This window comes from Campylobacter sp. TTU-622 (assembly GCF_016598965.1).
In the GTDB taxonomy this organism is placed as follows: domain Bacteria; phylum Campylobacterota; class Campylobacteria; order Campylobacterales; family Campylobacteraceae; genus Campylobacter_D.
The window spans coordinates 1-19,564 of record NZ_JAENKR010000001.1 but is presented as its reverse complement, the minus strand read 5'-3'; the positions used below and the strand labels follow the sequence as shown (position 1 = coordinate 19,564).

The following is a 19,564-nucleotide window of genomic DNA, read 5'->3' as shown; positions in this document are numbered from 1 at the left end:
TTAATAAATCACTCAGAGTTTCTCTCCTAAATATTCATCATTTTGAAGCTCTATTTCTAATAGACGATTATATTTAGCAGTTCTTTCCCCTCTTGCTAAAGCTCCTGTTTTAATTTGACCTGTATTTAAACCTACGGCAAAATCAGCTATAAAAGTATCTTCACTTTCCCCTGATCTATGAGACATAATACACTTATAATTATTTCTATGTGCTAAACGCACCGTTCTCATAGTCTCTGTAATAGTTCCTATTTGATTAGGCTTAATAAGAACAGCATTTGCTATTTTTTTAAGAATACCTTCTCTTAAAATATTTTCATTAGTTACAAATAAATCATCGCCCACAAGCTGAATTTTATCCCCTAATTTCTGAGTAAGTTTTATCCAACCTTCAAAATCATTTTCAGCTAAGCCATCTTCTATACTACAAATTGGATATTTTGAACAAAGCTCTATATATTTTTCAATCAAATCATCACTTGAAAAAGTTTTTCCTTCTAAATGATAGCTTCCATTTTTATAAAACTCACTACTAGCAACATCAAGGGCTAATTTTATATTTTTTTCATAGCCTGTTTTTTTAATACAAGTCATCAAAAGATTTAAAGCTTCTTCATTGTTTGCTAAATTAGGAGCAAATCCTCCTTCATCTCCTAATGCCGTAGAATGCCCTAAAGATGCTAATTCTTTCTTAAGAGAAGCATAAACTTCGCAAACAGAACGCAAGGCTTCTTTAAAACTTGTAAATCCAAAAGGCATAATCATAAATTCTTGAAAATCGATATTATTATTTGCGTGAGCTCCTCCATTGATAATATTACACATTGGAACAGGCAAAATACTTGCATTTATACCACCTAAATATCTATATAAAGGTATATTTAAAGAGTTAGCCGCTGCACGTGCTAAAGCCATAGAAACACCTAAAGTTGCATTAGCCCCTAAATTAGAATAATTACTTGTGCCATCAAGCTCTTTTAAAGTTTCATCAAGTTGAATTTGATCATAAGCATCAAGCCCTATGATATTTTCAGCTATAAGCTCATTGACATTGGAAATAGCTTTTAATACCCCTTTTCCGTTAAATCTTTCATCATTATCTCTAAGCTCTAAAGCTTCTTTTGAACCAGTACTTGCACCACTTGGAACTATAGCTGAACCCACGCTACCATCATTTAATACTATTTCTGTTTTTATTGTAGGATTTGCCCTACTATCTAAAACTTCAAATGCTCTTACATCTTCTATTATTAACATCAATCTTCCTCCTCATCTTGTGAAGAACTTATCATTCCTTCAATACCTATAGAATTTTGTATTTCTTTAGTAATTTCTTCTGCAATTTGTGGATTTTCTTTTAAGAAAGCTTTTGAATTCTCTCTACCCTGCCCTAGCTTTTTATCTTTATAAGAAAACCACGCTCCACTTTTATCTACTATATCTAATTTAACACCATAATCTATAAGCTCACCTTCACGGCTTAATCCTTCTCCAAACATTACATCAAATTCAGCTTGTCTAAAAGGCGGAGCAACTTTGTTTTTAACTACTTTAACTTTAACACGATTTCCAATTACTTCTTCGCTTTGTTTTAAACTTGCAACTTTTCTTACATCTAAACGCACAGATGCATAAAATTTTAAAGCATTTCCACCAGTAGTTGTTTCAGGCGTTCCATAACCCATAGCACCTATTTTCATACGAATTTGGTTGATAAAAATAACTGTGGTATTCATCTTATGCACTATACCTGTAAGCTTTCTTAAAGCCTGAGACATTAATCTTGCTTGAAGTCCTACGTGCTGATCGCCCATATCTCCTTCTATTTCAGCCTTTGGAGTAAGAGCTGCTACGCTATCAACTACAATCAAATCAATAGCCCCGCTTCTAGCTATGGTCTCTACGATCTCTAAAGCCTGCTCCCCAAAATCAGGCTGAGAAATATAAAGATCATCTGTATTTACTCCTAAATTTTTAGCATATTTAACATCTAAAGCGTGTTCTGCATCGATAAATGCACAAACCCCACCTGCTTTTTGACATTCTGCAATGATATGCAAAGTAAGCGTTGTTTTACCTGAACTTTCAGGTCCATAAATTTCAATGATTCTTCCTTTTGGAATTCCCCCTATTCCTAAAGCTAAATCAAGCCCAACCGAACCTGTACTAATACTATCAATTTGCTCAACTTCTTTATCACCAAGTCTTAAAATCGTTCCTTTTCCAAAGGCTTTATCAAGACTTTTTAAAGCAGCATCTAAGGATTTTCTTTTATTGTCATCCATTATTTTCCCTTAAAAATAATTTAGTCTAAATTCTAACAAAATAAAGCTAAATAATGCATTACTTCAAAAAAATATTTTTAAAATAAAATCATAAAATTAAAGTTTTTATAAATTTTTAAATGAAATTCTATAAAATATTTTATTAAGAAAAATCAAGGATCAACTCATCAATGAAAAAAACGATCACTATAGCTCATTCTCCTGATGCTGATGATATTTTTATGTATATGGCAATTAAATTTGGCTGGATTGGAAATGAATTTGATTATAAAAACAAAGCCTTAGATATACAAAGTTTAAATGAATTAGCGCTTCAAAATTATTATGATGTTAGTGCTATTTCTTTTGCGCTTTACCCTTTAATTGCTAAAGAATACGCACTTTTACGCACAGCTATGAGTTTTGGTGAAGGCTATGGACCAAAACTTATCAAAAAAAAAGAAACACAATTAAAAAGAAATTTTAAAGTGGCACTAAGTGGAGCAAATACCACAAATGCTTTACTCTTTCGTATGAAATATCCAGAAGCTAAAATTATTTATAAAAATTTCTTAGAAATTGAAAAAGCTGTATTAGAAGGTGAAGTAGATGCTGGAGTTTTAATCCACGAAAGTATTTTAGACTTTGATACAAAACTTTGCGTAGAAGTAGAACTTTGGGATATTTGGCTAGAACTCGCAAAAGAAAATCTCCCCTTACCTTTAGGCGGGATGGCTCTGCGTCGCTCTTTACCTATCACAGATGCGATTCAAATAGAAAAAGATCTTATCAATGCCGTTAAAATAGCATATTTAAATTCTAAAATTTTAATTCCTATGCTAATGGAAAGAAAGCTAATACGCGTAGATGAATCAAAACTAAAAACTTATTTATCCTTATATGCCAATCAAAATTCTATTTATTTAAATGAAATTCAAACTAAAGCCCTTGATACACTTTTTAAACTAGGATATGAACATAAGTTTTATGATAAAATAATCCACACAAATGATTATCTTATTCCTAGCGAATACGAAAATGCTAGATATTCTTAAAGGAAAATTATGGATGAGAGCACTCTTGTAGCCCTTGGGGTTGCTACTTTTAAAGTTACACTTTTAATCTCCTTGCCTATGCTTCTTGCAGGGCTTATTGCAGGGCTTATTATAAGTATTTTTCAAGCTACAACACAGATAAATGAAATGACGCTTTCTTTTGTCCCAAAAATCATTTTGGTTGTGATTGTAATCATTTTTTTAATGCCTTGGATGACAACAACAATGATAGAATTTACTGAAAATATTTTAAATCAAATTCCAACCTTTATCAAATGATAATAGACTTCAAAAAATACTCATCTGTGCGTATAGGTGATAAATTTGAAGTTCAAGTTTTAAACAAAATAGAAGAATTTGATGGCTTTTTAATAGGTGGAGCAAATAATTTATTAATTAGCCCAAAACCTAAAAAAATGGGGATTTTAGGAGATATTTTTGATTTTATAGAAATACTTGATAAAAATAAAGACTTTATTATCTTACGCATAGGTTGTAAAACAAAAGCAAATAAAATTTATCGCTTTGTCAAAGAAAACAATCTTTTAGGCTTTGAGTTTTTACAAAAAATCCCAGGCACACTTGGGGGACTTTTAAAAATGAATGCGGGACTTAAAGAAGAATGCATCAGTCAAAATTTAATCAAAATTGCCACCGCTAAAGGCGAAATTATACGTGAAAATATAAATTTTGCCTACCGCTTTTGTCCTTTGCAAACACCTTTTTTTTGGGCTGAATTTAAACTTTTCTTTGGTTTTGATAAAACAAAAGATGAATTTTTAAAAAATGCCAGAAATAACCAACCAAGCGGAGCAAGCTTTGGCTCTATCTTTAAAAATCCAAAAGATAATTTCGCAGGAGCCTTAATCGAAGCTGTAGGGCTTAAAGGCTTTAGCAAAAATGACGCTATGCTAAGTGATAAACACGCCAATTTTTTAATCAACAAAAAAAATGCTAGCTTTGATGATGCACTTTTTCTTATAGAACTTGCCAAAAAAAGAGTTTTTGAAAAATTTGGAATTTTATTAGAAGAAGAAGTAATCATACTTTAACTTGCTTATTTTAAAGGATTTTTATGAAATTTATCAATTTAAATCAAAAAGATTTTTTTAATCCTTATTATCTTAAAAAACAAATCACACAAAATGAATTTGATAGTTTCAAAAAGCTTTTAAACATTTACTTAGCTGATCTTGAAAATTCTAAAAACCAAAATGAAGATTATCTAGTGGCCAACGCTCTTGCACCCTTTTTAAAAGCTTTAAATTTTAATACTGTTATAAAACATAAACAAAAAGGCAAAAGTGAGATTGATCTAAGTCTTATCAATAAAGAAGAGTTAGAAGTCATCATCGAAGCTAAAAAACAAGGCTCTAAAGAATTTATCACGCCAAATTCCTTAAATTCAAAAGCACTTTGCGAAAGCATACTTTATTATCTTAGAGAAAGAGAACATAATTTTAATCTAAAATTTATCATCATTACTAATTTTTATGAATTTTATATTTTTAAAGCAAGAGTTTTTGAAGAGTTATTTTTCAATGATACAAATTTCAAAAAACTTATCAACACTTTTAATGATGGCAATTCTCTTATCAATAACACAGAAGAATTTTACAAAGAATGCTCTAAACTTATAGAAAATAAAAAGCAAAATTTAGAAGGCTTTTTTATAGATTTAAAAATCTTTAATGACAAAGAAAAGCAAAATTTTAAAAATTTAAAAACTATTTTTAAAATTTTTAATAAAGATTTTTTACACAATGAATTTAACCCCAACGATGCAAATTCCTTAAATAACGCCTTTTACAAAGAGCTTTTATACATCTTAGGACTTTATGAGAGCAAACAAAACTCAAAACTCATCATCACAAAAAGCCAAGAGAGCAAAGAAGAGCAAGGCACTTTTTATACCGCTATAAATTCTAAACTTCAAAAAGAAAATTTTGAAACCATTTTAAAGCTTTTGATCTTATGGCTAAATCGCATTTTGTTTTTAAAACTTATAGAGTCAAATTTAGTGCGTTTTAATGATGATAAAAATTTGAAATTTTTAAATTTTAAAAAAATCCCTGATTTTGACAAACTTAGCGAACTTTTCTTTGAAATTTTAGCCAAAGAAAAAAGCAAAAGAAAGAAAAGTGTATTTGCTTATCTGCCTTATCTAAATTCTTCTTTATTTGAAAAACAAAGCATAGAAAATACGCTTGAAATTTCAAGTCTAAATAATGATTTAAAGCTTTTTTACTATAAAAACACTATACTAAAAGATGACAAATGCAAAGCCAAAAAAGGACAAGTTGGGCTTTTGGAATACTTGTTTGAATTTTTAGATAGTTTTGATTTTGGTAGCGATGATGAACAAAGTGAAATTTTAAGCCAAAAAGAACTCATAAGTTCAAGTGTTTTAGGAAATGTTTTTGAAAAACTAAACGGCTATAAAGAAGGAAGTTTTTACACGCCAAGCTTTATCACTTCTTATATGTGTAAAGAAAGTATCACAAAAATCGTGCTTGATAAATTTAATACCAAATTTGATCTTGATGCTAAAGATATAAACGAACTAAGAAAATCTTTAAGAAAAGAAGATAAAAAGATACAAAAAGAGCTTTTAAACTCCATAAAAATTTGTGATCCTGCAGTAGGAAGTGGGCATTTTTTAGTTTCTGCTTTAAATTGTTTGCTTAGCATTTATGATGAGTTAAATCTTTTTGATGAAGAATTTTACCTAGAAGTGCAAAATGATGAAATTCTAATCACCAATCATAAAGGCGAGTTTATAGAGTATAAACGTCCAAGCACACCTAAAGATAAAGCCCATCTTATCCAACAAGAGCTTTTTCATACTAAAAAAGACATCATAGAAAATAATCTTTTTGGGGTTGATATCAATCCCAACTCTTGCGAGATCACGAAGCTAAGGCTTTGGATAGAATTACTAAAACACAGCTTTTATCAAAGCTTCGATGATGAGAATTATCACGATCTTAAAACCCTGCCAAACATCGATATAAATATAAAATGCGGAAATTCTTTGGTATCTTATTTTGAAACAGGTAAAAGCTTAAACCATTATCCTAATATCAAAGAACGTATGAGCAAATACAAACGCATAGTAAAAGACTATAAAGAGGGATTTTACACGGATAAAAGTCAAATCAACCAAGAGATAAAAAATCTCAAAATGTCTTTTAAAAATTTCTGCTTTGCAGATAAATTTAAAAAAGAAATGAAAAGCTTTAATGATAAATGTGAAAAATACTCCAAAAAATATGGAAATTTCTTAGCTATAGATGATGAGAATTTAAAATTTTTTGTTAGTGCAAATTTGACTCTTTTTGACTTTGATGAAAAAGAAGCCACAAAAGAATTTAAAAAACTCAAAGAAGATTATAATGCCATTTTTAACCTAGAAAGCAATCATCCTTTTGAATGGCGTTTTGAATTCCCTGAAATTTTAGATGATGATGGAAATTTCAAAGGCTTTGATCTAATCATTGGCAATCCGCCTTATATAAGACAAGAAGAGCTTAAAGAGCTAAAACCTCATCTAGCTAAAAACTATAAAGTTTATAAAGGTACTAGTGATATTTATACTTATTTTTATGAATTAGGATTTAACGCTTTGATAAACGGGGGGGGGGGTATTGAATTTCATAACCTCCAACAAATACACGCGTGCAGGATATGGGGAAGCTTTGCGTGAATTTTTACTTAAAAATGTTAAAATTTTAGAATACACTGATCTAAATGGTATAAAAGTTTTTGATAGTGCCACCGTGGATACTTCTATACTTTGTTTTGAAAAATCAAAAAGCAAAGATAATAAATTCAAATACCTTGCTCTAAATAATGAAATTTTAAAAGCTTGTGCTTATGACATTGGTTTATATAAGGACTTTGCAGAATTTTCGCAAAAGTCTTTAAGCAAAGAAAGTTTTACTTTTAGCGATGAAAATACTAGTGCTTTAAAAGCCAAAATTGAACGCATAGGAACTCCGCTTAAAGATTGGTATGACTTAAATATTAACTATGGAATAAAAACGGGTTTAAATGAAGCCTTTATCATCACTACTAAAAAAAGAAATGAAATTTTAACAAATTGTAAAGATAAAGCTGAAAAAGAACGCACCGCTAAACTTATACGCAAAATGCTACGCGGACGCGATATAAAAAGATATAGCTATGAATGGGCTGGGCTTTGGATAATAGTCTTTGAATTTGGAAGTTATAAAATTTTAGAAAAAGATTATCCAGCCATATATAATCATTTAAAACAATACAAAGAAAAACTTCAAGCTAGAGGGCAATGCACCAATAAACCTGTGACAGAGCAAAAGCCATATTTGGGACAACATCATTGGCTTGAGTTAGACAATAACCCAAATAGAGAGTATTTATCACAATTTGAAAAAGAAAAGATAGTTTATAGTGAAATTGTAAGAAGACCGCAATTTTATTTAGATACAGATTTGAATTTTTATGCAGAAGCCACAAGTTTTATTTTAACAGGTAAAAATTTAAAATATCTCATTGCTTTTTTAAATAACGACTTTGTCGCTTTTATTTTTAAAATATTTTATGCAGGCGGAAATTTAGGGGAAAATGGTTTTAGATATAAAAAGGCGTTTTTAGAAAAACTTCCTATACCAAAAATAAATTCCAAAAATGAAAAATTAGCCGATGAACTTATAAATTTAGTTGATGAGATTTTAAAAGCCAAAGAACAAGACAAAAACGCAAACACCCAAAAACTAGAAAATAAAATCAATTCTTTGGTTTATAAACTTTACAATCTCACCGATGATGAGATAAAAATCATCGAAAACAAGGAGTGAAAATGATTAAAAAAATAAAACAAGTTAATTATAAAAGTTTTAATAATTATAATTCAAGTGGTTTGGAATTTAGTCGTATTAATATTTTGTATGGGAGAAATGGTCAAGGTAAAAGTTCATTGGTAAATTTCATTAAAGATAATATTGAAAATAATAATTTAGATATTTTTGAAACAAGGTCTAACGGTTTTAGTTTATTTTTTTATGATACAGATTATAAAAATAGCTTATTTTATAGCAATGATAAATTTAAGACATTTTATATAGCTGATGATATAGAAAATATAATTCTAGAAAAAAATAAGATATACAAAAAGATAAAAAAACTTAAAGAATTCAAAAATAAAATAGAAGAAAAAATAAATACTGCAAATAAAAACAAAAAGGATCTTAAAAGCACAATAGCAAAAAATACTAGAGAAGTTCTAAGCAAAATTGATAGTAATAAATATAATACCCCACAATCTTATCAATCCACACATATAGATGATAGTTACTTATCAAGTGAAAAAATATCATTATTTGAGGTATTGTCGTATGATGAATTTGAAAAAATTAAATCAATGAAAAAAAATTTAAATTATGAAATTATCAAAGAGTTTAATTTTGATAAATTTAAACAAATAGAAAACGGTGTAAAAAAAATTGATGAAATGCTTAAACAAACCCCAGAAAATAATGCAATAGATAGATTTAAGCAAGATAACGATTTGGAAAATTTGGCAAGATTAGCATTTGATATAAAAAATAAGTCAGAGATGTATAAAGATAAATGTCCATTATGTGGGCAAAATATATTAGGTGTTAAATTATGGGAAAAATTAGAAAAACATTTTAATGAAGAATATAAACAGTTTATTGAAAGATTAGATAAAGCTAAAAATTTTTTTGAAAATTCTATAACAGAATTGAGTAATTATATAAAATGGATTAATGAGTATTTTATTAAGACTAAATTACTTATTGATGATGATATTGATAAAAAAAGACAAGAATATTTATTGTTTATTGAAGAATCTGTAAAAGAAATGAATAATATAATAAATCATATAGAACTTAAGAAACAAAATCCAAACAAGAATGATATAGATATTGATTGTGATTTAAATTTATTTCAAAGAATTTTAAACAATGACATCCAAAACTTAATTAAACAGCATAATAGGAAGCAACAAACATATCTTAAAGATATAGATGAAAATATTGAAAAGATAAAAAAGCATTTTATAGCTCAAGAGAAAGATAACGTTACATTATATAATGGTTTAATTAATTTTTATAATAAAATCAAAGAAAAAATTAATTGTGTATTAGAAAAAAGAAATAAGCATATAGTAGATATAGATACAAAACTTAAAAAAATGGATCAAAGTTTTCAAAATCTTAATAAAGATATGGAAGAATGGTTTTTCAATGATATTTGTTTTGAGAAGATAGGGGATACGCACTATAAAATACAAAGGTTAAGTTTTAATAATGAATGGTTTGATTGTGATAAGGGATTGAGTGAAGGTGAGAAGACTATAGTTTCTATAATATATTTTACAAATCATTTTTTATCAAAAATTAAAGAAATAAAAGAATGTCCTTTAGTTTTTTTAGATGATCCTATAAATAGTTTAGACAATTCAAATCGAGATAAAATTATTAATTATATATCCAGTAAACTTTTGAAACAAAATAGAGGTCAGTTTTTTATAGCTACGCATATTGATGAAGTATGTGATAAGTTTAATAAAAAAAATAGTGATACACAATCAATTTTTGAAATAAAAAAATATGCTAATCAGTCTGAAATTGAAAAATTGGCAGATTTTAAATTGAATAATGATTTTAAAACAACTTATTTGAGATTATGTGAATATTTAAAATTTGGAAAATATGAAGATGCTTTTGATATCAGCGGCGATGTTAGATTTATTCTTGAAAAGATTTGTAATATATTTTTTGAAAATACCGAAAATTTCACAAATTGTTATGATAAATTAGTTAGTAAATTTGATATAGTTAAAAAATATACAGCAAATGATATACAAGATTTAAATCATGGAAAAAATATAATAAATTCAGATGAAATAATAGAAAAAGTTAGATTTGTTGTCGAAATTATCGATAAAATTAGGAATTATTCATGCGGGAAATTATAGCAGTAAAAAAGGATTTTATTGCTTTTAATAAAAAATCATTTTGTCAAGATAGATTATTGACGTCTGGAAAAGCATATTATTTACACTATAAGGATAACAATAAATTTTGTGGTTATGCTGGAAAAGAATGTGTAAAGCAAAAATGCAGCAACGATTTAAATATCGTACCAGATTTTACAAAATCTTTGATTTCAAATTTTAAAAAAGAAACTAAAATAATCCAAGGCAAAAAACACATTCATAGGGCAAATTTGAGTAAGAGCGACATTTCTATGGCTATTGAATATGTAATTTTAAGGCAAAGTAAAATGAAAAAATTTAAAAAAGCAAATTATTTTATACTAAATGATTATTACAAAGAATATTTAAAGACAAATACTCTTTCACTGAATTCAATCAAACATATTTTAAATATAGAAGAAAAAGCACCTTTAAAATTTAAATTAGATAATTTGCTAACATGTTATGCTTACGAATATAAAATTTTACTTGCGTTAAAAAATATTCCTATAAATAAAAGAGCATATTTAATAAGCATATTGTCAAATTTAAGACAATACTATACATTAACAGATAAACAGATAGAAGGTTTAAAGGAATGGTTTAAAAGAATTAAAAATAAGGAAATTGCAGAGGCTAAATTAAAGAAATTCTTGTACGCAAAAATTCCATAGTGCCAAGCTAAGCCTTAAAACTTAGCTTGAAATTTTACAATCAGTCTTTTAAGTAGTATTCTATAGTAGAAACCACTCTTATAGTTTTGATATAAGGGGTATTTTTATCTCTATTGCTAATGCTAAATTGCCCTTGAGAAGCTTTTTTAATTTTACCCAGTGTGCTATTTGAATCTTGTGCGAATTTTAAGGCCGCGTTTCTAGCATTGAGCGTGGCTTCTTCTATCATCTTTGGTTTTATATCATTTAGTTTGGTATAAAGATACTCTATCTCATAATCATCGATTTTTATCACTATACCAAGTTTTCCAAGTGTTGAAATTTTTTCTAGTATGCTTTTTCCAAGTTTTACATTTTTAGTATAGATGAGTAAATTTCCCGTGCCTATATATCTAAAGGCTACTTGATTGTCATTTCTATAAGGATCGCTTAGTTTATCTGTGATATTTGGGGCATTATAACTTATCTCATCAGCTCTTACGCCTTGATCTTGCAAAAATTTAAGTATATTTTGCTTATCTTTTTCCAAATCTTCATACAAATTAGCAAGATTGTTATTTGATCTTGTAAATTTTATAGGAAAGATAAGCGTATCTGCTTCGATATCTTTTTGACTTAAGCCTTTTACTATCACACTTCTATCAAATGTTTTAAAATCATTTAAAGCTTTATTTAAACCTATAGTAAAAATCAAACTAGCCAAAATGATAGCTAAAGATATAAAAAAAGTATTTAGTTTCATTTTTATCCTTTAAAAATTAATGAAAATAAAATTCTTATTTTATCTTTAATAAATTTGAAATAGTATTAATCTATGGATAAAATTTATATTATTAAAACTTTTATTTTTAGATAGTAAGGATTATAAAAAGTAAAATATTTTTAAAAATTTAAAATCTTTAAATTTTAAATTTTTAAAAAACAATCAAAGATAAAATTTAAATCTTAAAACAAAATTTAGAAACTAGAAAACAAAACGTGGCCGGGAGAAAGGGATTCGAACCCCTGGAGGTGTGACCCTCAACGGTTTTCAAGACCGCCGCTTTCGACCACTCAGCCATCTCCCGAAAAAATTGTAAAGAAATCTATCGCTGGAGGCGACATCCGGATTCGAACCGGAGATCAAGGCTTTGCAGGCCCATGCCTTACCGCTTGGCTATGTCGCCTTGAATATGGTGCCCGAGGCCGGACTTGAACCGGCACGGAAGAAAAATTCCGAGGGATTTTAAGTCCCTTGTGTCTACCAATTCCACCACCCGGGCGGGTGATAATGGAGCGGGAAACGAGAATCGAACTCGCGACACCAACCTTGGCAAGGTTGTGCTCTACCCCTGAGCTATTCCCGCGAAAAAACTTTATATAAAATAAGTAAGTAAAGATGAAATCTTAACAAATTAAACTTAAAATATTGTTAAGATTTATTTTTATTTACTTACAAATATAACTTACAATAGCTTCTAATTTCTGATCCCCTTCTGTTACGATAGGCAAAGAAAGTTCTACTCCATCCATTTTAGCACTTGAATTTAAAACCCTTGGCATCATTGCACTTGGTTGTCTTTGAGTGATATTTAAAGATCTTAAAGTACAAGTTCTATTTAAATCGCTAGAATATTTTTTTTCATATTCTAATGATTTTGCTAAAAGTTTATCATAAAGTTTTTCTTTGCTTTCTTTTAAAAGCTCATCAGAAAATTTAGCATTTAAAGAAGGCATTGAAACACTTACAAAATCACTTTTTGCTACAATGGCATTTAAATCATTGATAAAAGCATTAAATGCACTTAATTCTTCTGGTTTTATATCACAATTTAAATAAGCGTTTAATCTTTGTCCTTTTGGAATTTGAATTCCATCTTTATAAGAGAAATTTGGCTCCAAGCTATAAGAACCACCGGTGCAAAATTTATCTTGTTTAGCTCTTTGTAAAATTTGATTAAAAGTATTAGAGATTTGATTTTTTTCTTCTTGAGTTAAAGAAATTTTTGTACTTAAAAGCTCATTTGCCCAAAAATTAATATGCGCATTAAATACATCAGGACTTATTTTTGAACTTTCTTCAATATTTCTTGAAAAACTTAAATATCTATTTGAGTTTAAACTACTATTTAAATCTTTTTTCTTGTTTAAAAACTCAACATTAAAAATAACCCCTAAAATAAAAAGCAATAGACATAAAAAACCTACACCCAAACCCTTAAAAAAAGTTAGCATATTTCTTTCCTTTGTTAAAAATTTAAGCTAATTTTAGCAAAGAAATATAAAAATCAATATTCCTTTATCCTTTTTTTAAAAATCCTATAATATGATTACATTTTTTACATCTAAATTTGGCATTTTTATCTTGAATCTTTTTATGAATTCCAAAAGGCACATCGTGAATTTGTCCTAAACATTGACAAGTGTAAAAATAAATTGCTAACTCATCATCTTCATCTTTGATTTCTTCAAAACTTATATCAGTCCCACTATCAGAACTTAAAGATCCTATTCTCCATTGCTCTACTTTCATATCTTCATAAAGTATATGTTCTAAAAGCCATTTTTTTACCATAGCATAAAGCTTTTCTTTTAAATCATTTGTGGTTTTTATATTTTGTATAAGCTCTATCATAGATTGGGTGATTTCTTTATGAATCCTGCAGTGCTCTTCAAAATAAGGATATTTAATAGCCGACATATATTTTTCTTCATCATTAAAATGATATTTCATATAATTAAAAAATTCCATAAGCAAGGTTTTAATTTTATCTTTATATACAGGTTTATCAAGCATATGCTCTACTTTTGCTGCAAGTTCAAATAGTTTTTTATGCTGAGCATCAATTTTACTATTGTGAACACTATAACTCTTATCCCATTTTGGTAGCAATCTTTATCCTTTATAAGTTTTTTCTTCACTCTTAATAAAAACTAAAAGCTGATGACATTTTTTGCATTTTATAGTTGTATCATCATTAGTCATACTCATATGTTCTTTAAAATTTAATCTATGATTTATTTTGCAAGGACAAGAATAAATAAATTCTAAATTTTCATGTATTATAGGTTGATTTTGGACTGATTTTTCATCATTTAAAGTTTTCGTTTTATTTTCATTGGCCCAAATTGCTATTTTAAGATCATATTTTAAGATATGTTTATAAAGCCAATTTGACATCATATAATACAATCTTTCTTTAAGATCATTTGTGGTTTTTATATTTTGAATCAATCTAGACATTTCATATATGATATTTTTATGCATTTGTCTATGCTCTTGAAGATAAGGATATTGGATCTCTTCCATAAATTTTTCTTCATCATGGAAATGCTCTTTCATGTAGTTGAAGAGTTCTGTTAAAATTTCTTTTAATTCATCACGTTTAACAAATTTATAAACTGCATTTTCAACTTTTGCAGCAAGTTCAAAGAGTCTTTTATGCTGAGCATCAATTTTTTTATTATTAATACTATAGCACTCATCCCAAGCTGGGATTAATCTATAATCTTCCATTTTATCCATTCCTTTACAGAATATTCTGTAAATATTCTGTAAATATTCTGTAAATATTATATCACAAAGATTTCTATTTTCAAAATAAAAATTTATTTTTTAGATATTTTTTAATAATATATTTTAATAATATGTTTTAACAATATTTTATTTTAAAAATGAAAAAACAAGCTTTTCGTATATTTTTATTAAATTTTTGTTAAATTAATTAAAATTTAATTACTTTTTTAATATTTATAAATTCGTCTTATGGTAAAAATTAAAATATATTGCTATAAATTTTATTTTTTTGTTATACTCTTTTTTATGCAAAAACAAACCATTAAAAAATTACAAGAAAATCTACTGATTTGGTATGAAAAAAACGGCAGAAAAGAACTACCTTGGAGAAATTTACAAAGCTCTTTATGTGATAAAAGACTTTGTCACATTGAGCGTGCTTATGGGGTTTATATAAGCGAAATTATGCTTCAGCAAACTCAAGTAAAATCAGTATTAGAAAAATTCTATTTTCCTTTTTTAGAAAAATTTCCAAATTTAACAAGCCTTGCAAATGCAAATGAAGAAAAACTTTTAAAGGTATGGCAAGGACTTGGATATTATTCTAGGGCTAGAAATTTAAAAAAAGCAGCTATGGCTTGTATGCAAAAATTTAATGGTTCTTTGCCAAAAAATATTAAAGATTTAAAAAGTTTAAGCGGTATAGGATCTTATACAGCTGGAGCTATTGCTTGCTTTGGATATGATGAAAAAGTAAGCTTTGTTGATAGTAATATAAAACGTGTTTTATGCAGACTATTTGCTTTAGAAAGTCCTAATATGAAAGAACTAGAACTCAAAGCTGAAAAAATTTTAAATTTAAACAATGCTTTTGATCACAATCAAGCTTTACTTGATATAGGAGCTTTGATTTGTTTACCTAAAAATCCAAAATGTGGAATTTGTCCAATTTATGAGTTTTGTCTAGGAAAATTCAATACGCAGCTTTATCCACAAACCAAAAAAATACTATATGAAAATTTAAATTTAAATCTTGTTTTATTTGAATTTCAAAAGAAATTTAGCATCCAAAAAAGCTCTAAAAAACTTTATAAAGGTTTATATAATTTTCCCTTTTTTAAGGATGATGAATTTAATTTAAATGAAAATATGAAACCAATAGCTGAGTTTAAACACGGCTATACCAAATTTAAAATTAATGTTAAAGTTTATCATCAAATTTTAGATAAAGAAGATAAAAGCTATGAATTTAAAAGTTTTAAAGAATTAGACAATATACCCATTTCAATTCTTTCCTTAAAAGCCTTGAAAAAAGTTAAAAATCTATTATAACTTAGTGTTTGGTTTTAATTTATTATAATATAAAATTATTTTAAAAATTTAAATTGGACAATTAATGAAATTTAAAAAAATTTATATAGAACTTAGCGATATTTGTGGTTTAAAATGTGAATTTTGTCCTTCAATGAAAAACATAAGAGGCGTTATGAAATTATCAAATTTTAAAGCTTTAGTTGAAAAAATTTCAAATAAAGCAGAACTTTTTACTTTTCATTTGCTAGGCGATCCTTTACTTTTACCTAATCTTGAAAAATATATTCAAATAGCTTATGAAAAAAATATGAAATTAGAGCTTACAACAAGTGGTTTTTACTTTAATACTAAAAATCAAAATTTGCTTTTAAAATATTCTAATATTTACCAAATCAATATTTCAATCACAGCCTTTTTAAGTCAAAATAAATTAAGCCTAAAAGATTATTTTGAACCAATTTTAACTTTTTTTAAAGAACATCTTAAGCAAAATGCTAAAAGTTTTATCAATCTTAGGCTTTGGAATTTAGATGAAAAATTTAATTTTCCTAAAGAAAATTTAGAATTTTATGAATTTTTAAACTCATATTTTAATGTAAAAATTGATCCTAAGCAATCTAAAAATCGTCTTGCAAGACATATAATATTGCATCAAAAAAAATCATTTAAATGGCCTAGTTTAGAAGATGAAATTATAAATACCAAAGGAACTTGTTATGGGCTTATTAAGCAAATTGGAATCTTAAGCAATGGCACAGTTGTGCCTTGCTGTTTAGATTCTAAAGCTTGTATTAACCTTGGAAATATCTTTGAAAAATCTTTTACAAGCATTATTAATTCTCAAAAATCAAAAAAAATTAAACAAGGCTTTAAAGAAGGAAAATATCTAGAAACTTTATGTCAAAGATGTACATTTAATGTAAGTTAAATTTAATTTTTTTTAGCTAAATTAAACATTTTATTTTATAAAAGGCAAAGAATGAAAAAAAACCTAATCATAGTCGAATCTCCCGCTAAAGCAAAAACCATAGGAAATTTCTTAGGAAAAGATTATGAAGTTATAGCCTCTAAAGGTCACATCAGAGATTTACCAAAAACAAGCTTTGGTATAAAAATAGAAAATGATGTTTTTATCCCTGAATATAAAATCACAAGTGATCATAGCTCCTTAGTAAAAGAATTAAAAGAAAAAGCTAAAAATGCTAAAGAAATCTTTCTTGCAACGGATGAAGATAGAGAAGGTGAAGCTATAGCTTATCATATAGCAAAAGCTATAGGAAAAGATGAAGAAAAACTTCCTCGTATTGTATTTCACGAAATTACAAAAAGTGCTATTGATCATGCTTTAAAACATCCAAGAAAACTCAATATGAACTCAGTCAATGCACAACAAACTAGACGCTTACTTGATCGCATTGTAGGTTATAAATTAAGTCCTCTTTTAGGACAAAAAATTCAAAAAGGCTTGAGCGCTGGACGTGTTCAAAGTGCAGCTTTAAAGATCATAGTAGATAGAGAAAAAGAAATTCGTGCTTTTATTCCTTTAGAATATTTTAGTATCGATATGATTTTTAAAAAAGACTTAGAAGCAGAACTTATTGAATTTGATAAAGGAAAAATAGAAAAACTTACTATTACCAATAAAGATCGTGCTAAACTTATTTTTGAAGCTTGTAAAAATGATAATTATTTTATAAATGAAATAGAAAGCAAAGAAAGAAAAATATCTCCGCCACCACCTTTTATGACCTCAACTTTACAACAAAGTGCTAGTAATCGTTTAGGATTTAATCCTAAAAAAACCATGATGATAGCTCAAAAACTTTATGAAGGTGTAAATACACACCAAGGCACAATGGGTGTAATCACTTATATGAGAACAGATAGTTTAAATTTAGCTAAAGAAGCGGTGCAAAATGCAAGAGAATTTATTAAAAATAATTTTGGAGAAAAATACTTACCAAACAAAGCCAATATTTATACTACAAAATCTAAAGGAGCACAAGAAGCACACGAAGCAATAAGACCTACAAATTTAGACTTTACTCCAGAAATAGCAACTAAATTTTTAGATAAAGATGAATTAAAACTTTATGCTTTAATTTATAATCGTTTTTTAGCCTCTCAGATGAATCCTGCTATCTCTGGAATTCAAAATGTTTTTATAAAAAATGATAGAGCTGTATTTAAAATAAGTGGTAGGAAAATACTATTTGATGGATATTATAAAGTATATGGAGATATGGATAAAGATAAAATTTTACCTGATCTTAAAATTGGTGAAAATTTAAAAATACAAAATTTAGAAATGAATTCCCATTTTACAGAACCTCCTTCAAGGTATTCTGAGGCAGGACTTGTAAAAAAACTTGAAAGTTTAGGTATAGGACGCCCTTCTACTTATGCTCCTACTATTTCTATACTTACAAGTCGTGATTATGTAAAGATTGATAAAAAACAATTAATTCCTAGTGAAACAGCCTTTGTAGTTACTGAAATGCTTGAAAAAAACTTTAGTGATATAGTAGATAGCAAATTTACTTCAAATCTTGAAAATACACTTGATGAAATTGCTGAAAATAAAGCTAATTGGCAAGAAACTTTAAAAGAATTTTATTATCCTTTTATAAGAAAAATAGAAGAAGGAAAAACAAAAATTGTTAGTCAAAAAACTATAACAAAATTAGGCGAAATATGTCCTGATTGTGGTGGTGAACTTGTTATAAGAAAAGGGCGTTTTGGCGAATTTATAGCGTGCTTAAATTTTCCAAAATGCAAATACTCAAGAAATTTAAAAAATGAAAATAAAAATGAAGAACAAAACCCTACAAAAACCAAAATAAACTCAACAGGTATAATTTGCCCAAGTTGTAAAAAAGGAGAACTTGTAGAACGTTTTTCAAAACGTGGAAAATTTTATGGTTGTAGCACCTATCCAAAATGCAACTTTATAAGTAAATATAAACCAAGTGAAGAAAAATGCAAAGAATGTAATGAAATTTTAGTGATTAAAGAACTTAAAAAAGGCACTTTTTTAGAATGCCCTAAATGCAAAATAAAACAAGAAATTAAAGATTAGTCTTGCTATAAAAATGGAAATAATAAATTATCCATTTTTATAGAATTTTATAAATTAAAATATAAAAACAATGCAAAATTAAAGTTTAAAAGGATTAAAATGCAAAAAATTTCAAAAATACGCATTATTAAAACTGATATCATTTTAAGCTTAGGTTCTGCTTGTCGCACTGCACATCATTTAAGAAAAAATCATTTAAGATCGCTTTCTTCTCCGCTTGATTGGATGGTAAGCGGGGATTTAGATATAATTTATGATTTATTTTACAATGATTTTAAAGATTTTTTCTTAAATTATGAAGTAGTCAAACATTCCCCAAAAAGCAATAAAGTAGATGAGCCAATTCATGTTAAAGATACTAAATATAACATTTTATCTATTCATCACTTCTTTACCAATGAAGATTTAAAAATTCAAAGCAAAAGAGTTAATGAACAAAGTATTTATCGTTGGAATAAAATTAAACAAAAATTATTTTTAGCCAAAAATATTACTTTTATACACTGTGGTCAGTTTGAACTTGAGAAAATGAAAAAATTTTTAATAAAAATCTCTCTTCTTTTAAAAATAAATAGGGGGGGGGGAATAATAAAAAGTATTATTTTATAAATATTGATTCAAATGAAAATTTAAACGAAAATGAAATTTATATAAATGAGTTTAAAATTGACGAAAATTTGTGTATTATAAATTATAT

At 27.2% G+C, this 19,564-nt stretch carries 15 protein-coding genes, 4 tRNA genes and 1 pseudogene; 10 read left to right on the top strand and 10 right to left on the bottom strand.

The window, feature by feature from the left end; all coding sequences use genetic code 11:
* Nucleotides 1–12: 12 nt before the first annotated feature.
* Nucleotides 13–1,257: a phosphopyruvate hydratase gene (gene eno / locus JG677_RS00100; RefSeq protein WP_200284584.1), complete on the bottom strand. Its 1,245-nt coding sequence runs from the start codon at nt 1,255–1,257 to the stop codon at nt 13–15.
* Nucleotides 1,257–2,285 carry a recombinase RecA gene (gene recA, locus JG677_RS00095; RefSeq protein ID WP_200169232.1) on the bottom strand — a complete coding sequence of 343 codons (1,029 nt, stop codon included), beginning with the start codon at nt 2,283–2,285 and terminating at the stop codon, nt 1,257–1,259. The genes eno and recA overlap by 1 nt, the downstream gene beginning before the upstream one ends.
* A gap of 170 nt (nt 2,286–2,455) precedes the next feature.
* Here recA and JG677_RS00090 point away from each other — a divergent pair, with 170 nt between their 5' ends.
* The 6 genes and pseudogenes from JG677_RS00090 (at nt 2,456) to JG677_RS00065 (ending at nt 10,978) form a co-directional block, all read left to right on the top strand.
* The gene (locus tag JG677_RS00090; protein ID WP_200284583.1) at nt 2,456–3,319 is read left to right on the top strand and encodes a menaquinone biosynthesis family protein; all 864 of its coding nucleotides are present in this window, start codon (nt 2,456–2,458) and stop codon (nt 3,317–3,319) included.
* A 9-nt stretch (nt 3,320–3,328) separates the two neighbouring features.
* Nucleotides 3,329–3,598: a flagellar biosynthesis protein FliQ gene (fliQ, locus tag JG677_RS00085; RefSeq protein WP_131164006.1), complete on the top strand. Its 270-nt coding sequence runs from the start codon at nt 3,329–3,331 to the stop codon at nt 3,596–3,598.
* Nucleotides 3,595–4,371, top strand: coding sequence for a UDP-N-acetylmuramate dehydrogenase (locus JG677_RS00080; protein WP_200284582.1), 777 nt, complete (start codon nt 3,595–3,597; stop codon nt 4,369–4,371). The genes fliQ and JG677_RS00080 overlap by 4 nt, the downstream gene beginning before the upstream one ends.
* 23 nt (nt 4,372–4,394) lie before the next feature.
* A pseudogene (locus JG677_RS00075) lies at nt 4,395–8,157 on the top strand (class I SAM-dependent DNA methyltransferase).
* Nucleotides 8,158–8,159: 2 nt separating this feature from the next.
* Nucleotides 8,160–10,304, top strand: a complete 2,145-nt coding sequence (locus JG677_RS00070) for an AAA family ATPase (protein WP_200284581.1) — start codon at nt 8,160–8,162, stop codon at nt 10,302–10,304.
* Entirely contained in the window at nt 10,289–10,978 is a 690-nt protein-coding gene (locus tag JG677_RS00065) for a hypothetical protein (RefSeq protein WP_200284580.1), read from the top strand. Before JG677_RS00070 ends, JG677_RS00065 begins: the two co-directional genes overlap by 16 nt.
* A gap of 40 nt (nt 10,979–11,018) precedes the next feature.
* Here the strand turns inward: JG677_RS00065 and JG677_RS00060 are convergent, their stop codons facing one another.
* From JG677_RS00060 to JG677_RS00025, 8 genes are all read right to left on the bottom strand, one after another.
* Nucleotides 11,019–11,720, bottom strand: coding sequence for an SIMPL domain-containing protein (locus tag JG677_RS00060; RefSeq protein WP_200284579.1), 702 nt, complete (start codon nt 11,718–11,720; stop codon nt 11,019–11,021).
* 237 nt (nt 11,721–11,957) lie between these two features.
* A tRNA-Ser gene (locus JG677_RS00055) sits at nt 11,958–12,045 on the bottom strand.
* 25 nt (nt 12,046–12,070) lie between these two features.
* Nucleotides 12,071–12,144 (bottom strand) — tRNA-Cys (locus tag JG677_RS00050).
* 7 nt (nt 12,145–12,151) lie between these two features.
* Nucleotides 12,152–12,240 (bottom strand) — tRNA-Leu (locus tag JG677_RS00045).
* Between the two features lie 9 nt (nt 12,241–12,249).
* Nucleotides 12,250–12,324: transfer RNA gene (locus JG677_RS00040), tRNA-Gly, on the bottom strand.
* Between the two features lie 82 nt (nt 12,325–12,406).
* Entirely contained in the window at nt 12,407–13,192 is a 786-nt protein-coding gene (locus tag JG677_RS00035; protein ID WP_200284578.1) for a hypothetical protein, read from the bottom strand.
* Between the two features lie 64 nt (nt 13,193–13,256).
* Nucleotides 13,257–13,850 (bottom strand): bacteriohemerythrin, encoded by a 594-nt coding sequence (locus JG677_RS00030; protein WP_200284577.1) that lies wholly within the window; start codon nt 13,848–13,850, stop codon nt 13,257–13,259.
* A gap of 3 nt (nt 13,851–13,853) precedes the next feature.
* Nucleotides 13,854–14,474, bottom strand: coding sequence for a bacteriohemerythrin (locus JG677_RS00025; protein ID WP_200169225.1), 621 nt, complete (start codon nt 14,472–14,474; stop codon nt 13,854–13,856).
* Between the two features lie 306 nt (nt 14,475–14,780).
* Here JG677_RS00025 and mutY point away from each other — a divergent pair, with 306 nt between their 5' ends.
* The 4 genes from mutY (at nt 14,781) to JG677_RS00005 (ending at nt 19,476) form a co-directional block, all read left to right on the top strand.
* A complete protein-coding gene (gene mutY / locus JG677_RS00020) occupies nt 14,781–15,806 on the top strand; it encodes an A/G-specific adenine glycosylase (RefSeq protein ID WP_200284575.1) in 1,026 nt (341 codons plus the stop codon).
* Between the two features lie 64 nt (nt 15,807–15,870).
* A complete protein-coding gene (locus JG677_RS00015) occupies nt 15,871–16,716 on the top strand; it encodes a radical SAM/SPASM domain-containing protein (RefSeq protein ID WP_200284573.1) in 846 nt (281 codons plus the stop codon).
* A gap of 51 nt (nt 16,717–16,767) precedes the next feature.
* Nucleotides 16,768–18,867 (top strand): type I DNA topoisomerase, encoded by a 2,100-nt coding sequence (topA, locus tag JG677_RS00010; RefSeq protein WP_200284571.1) that lies wholly within the window; start codon nt 16,768–16,770, stop codon nt 18,865–18,867.
* A 99-nt stretch (nt 18,868–18,966) separates the two neighbouring features.
* Nucleotides 18,967–19,476, top strand: coding sequence for a DUF1796 family putative cysteine peptidase (locus JG677_RS00005; RefSeq protein WP_200284568.1), 510 nt, complete (start codon nt 18,967–18,969; stop codon nt 19,474–19,476).
* Nucleotides 19,477–19,564: the final 88 nt, after the last annotated feature.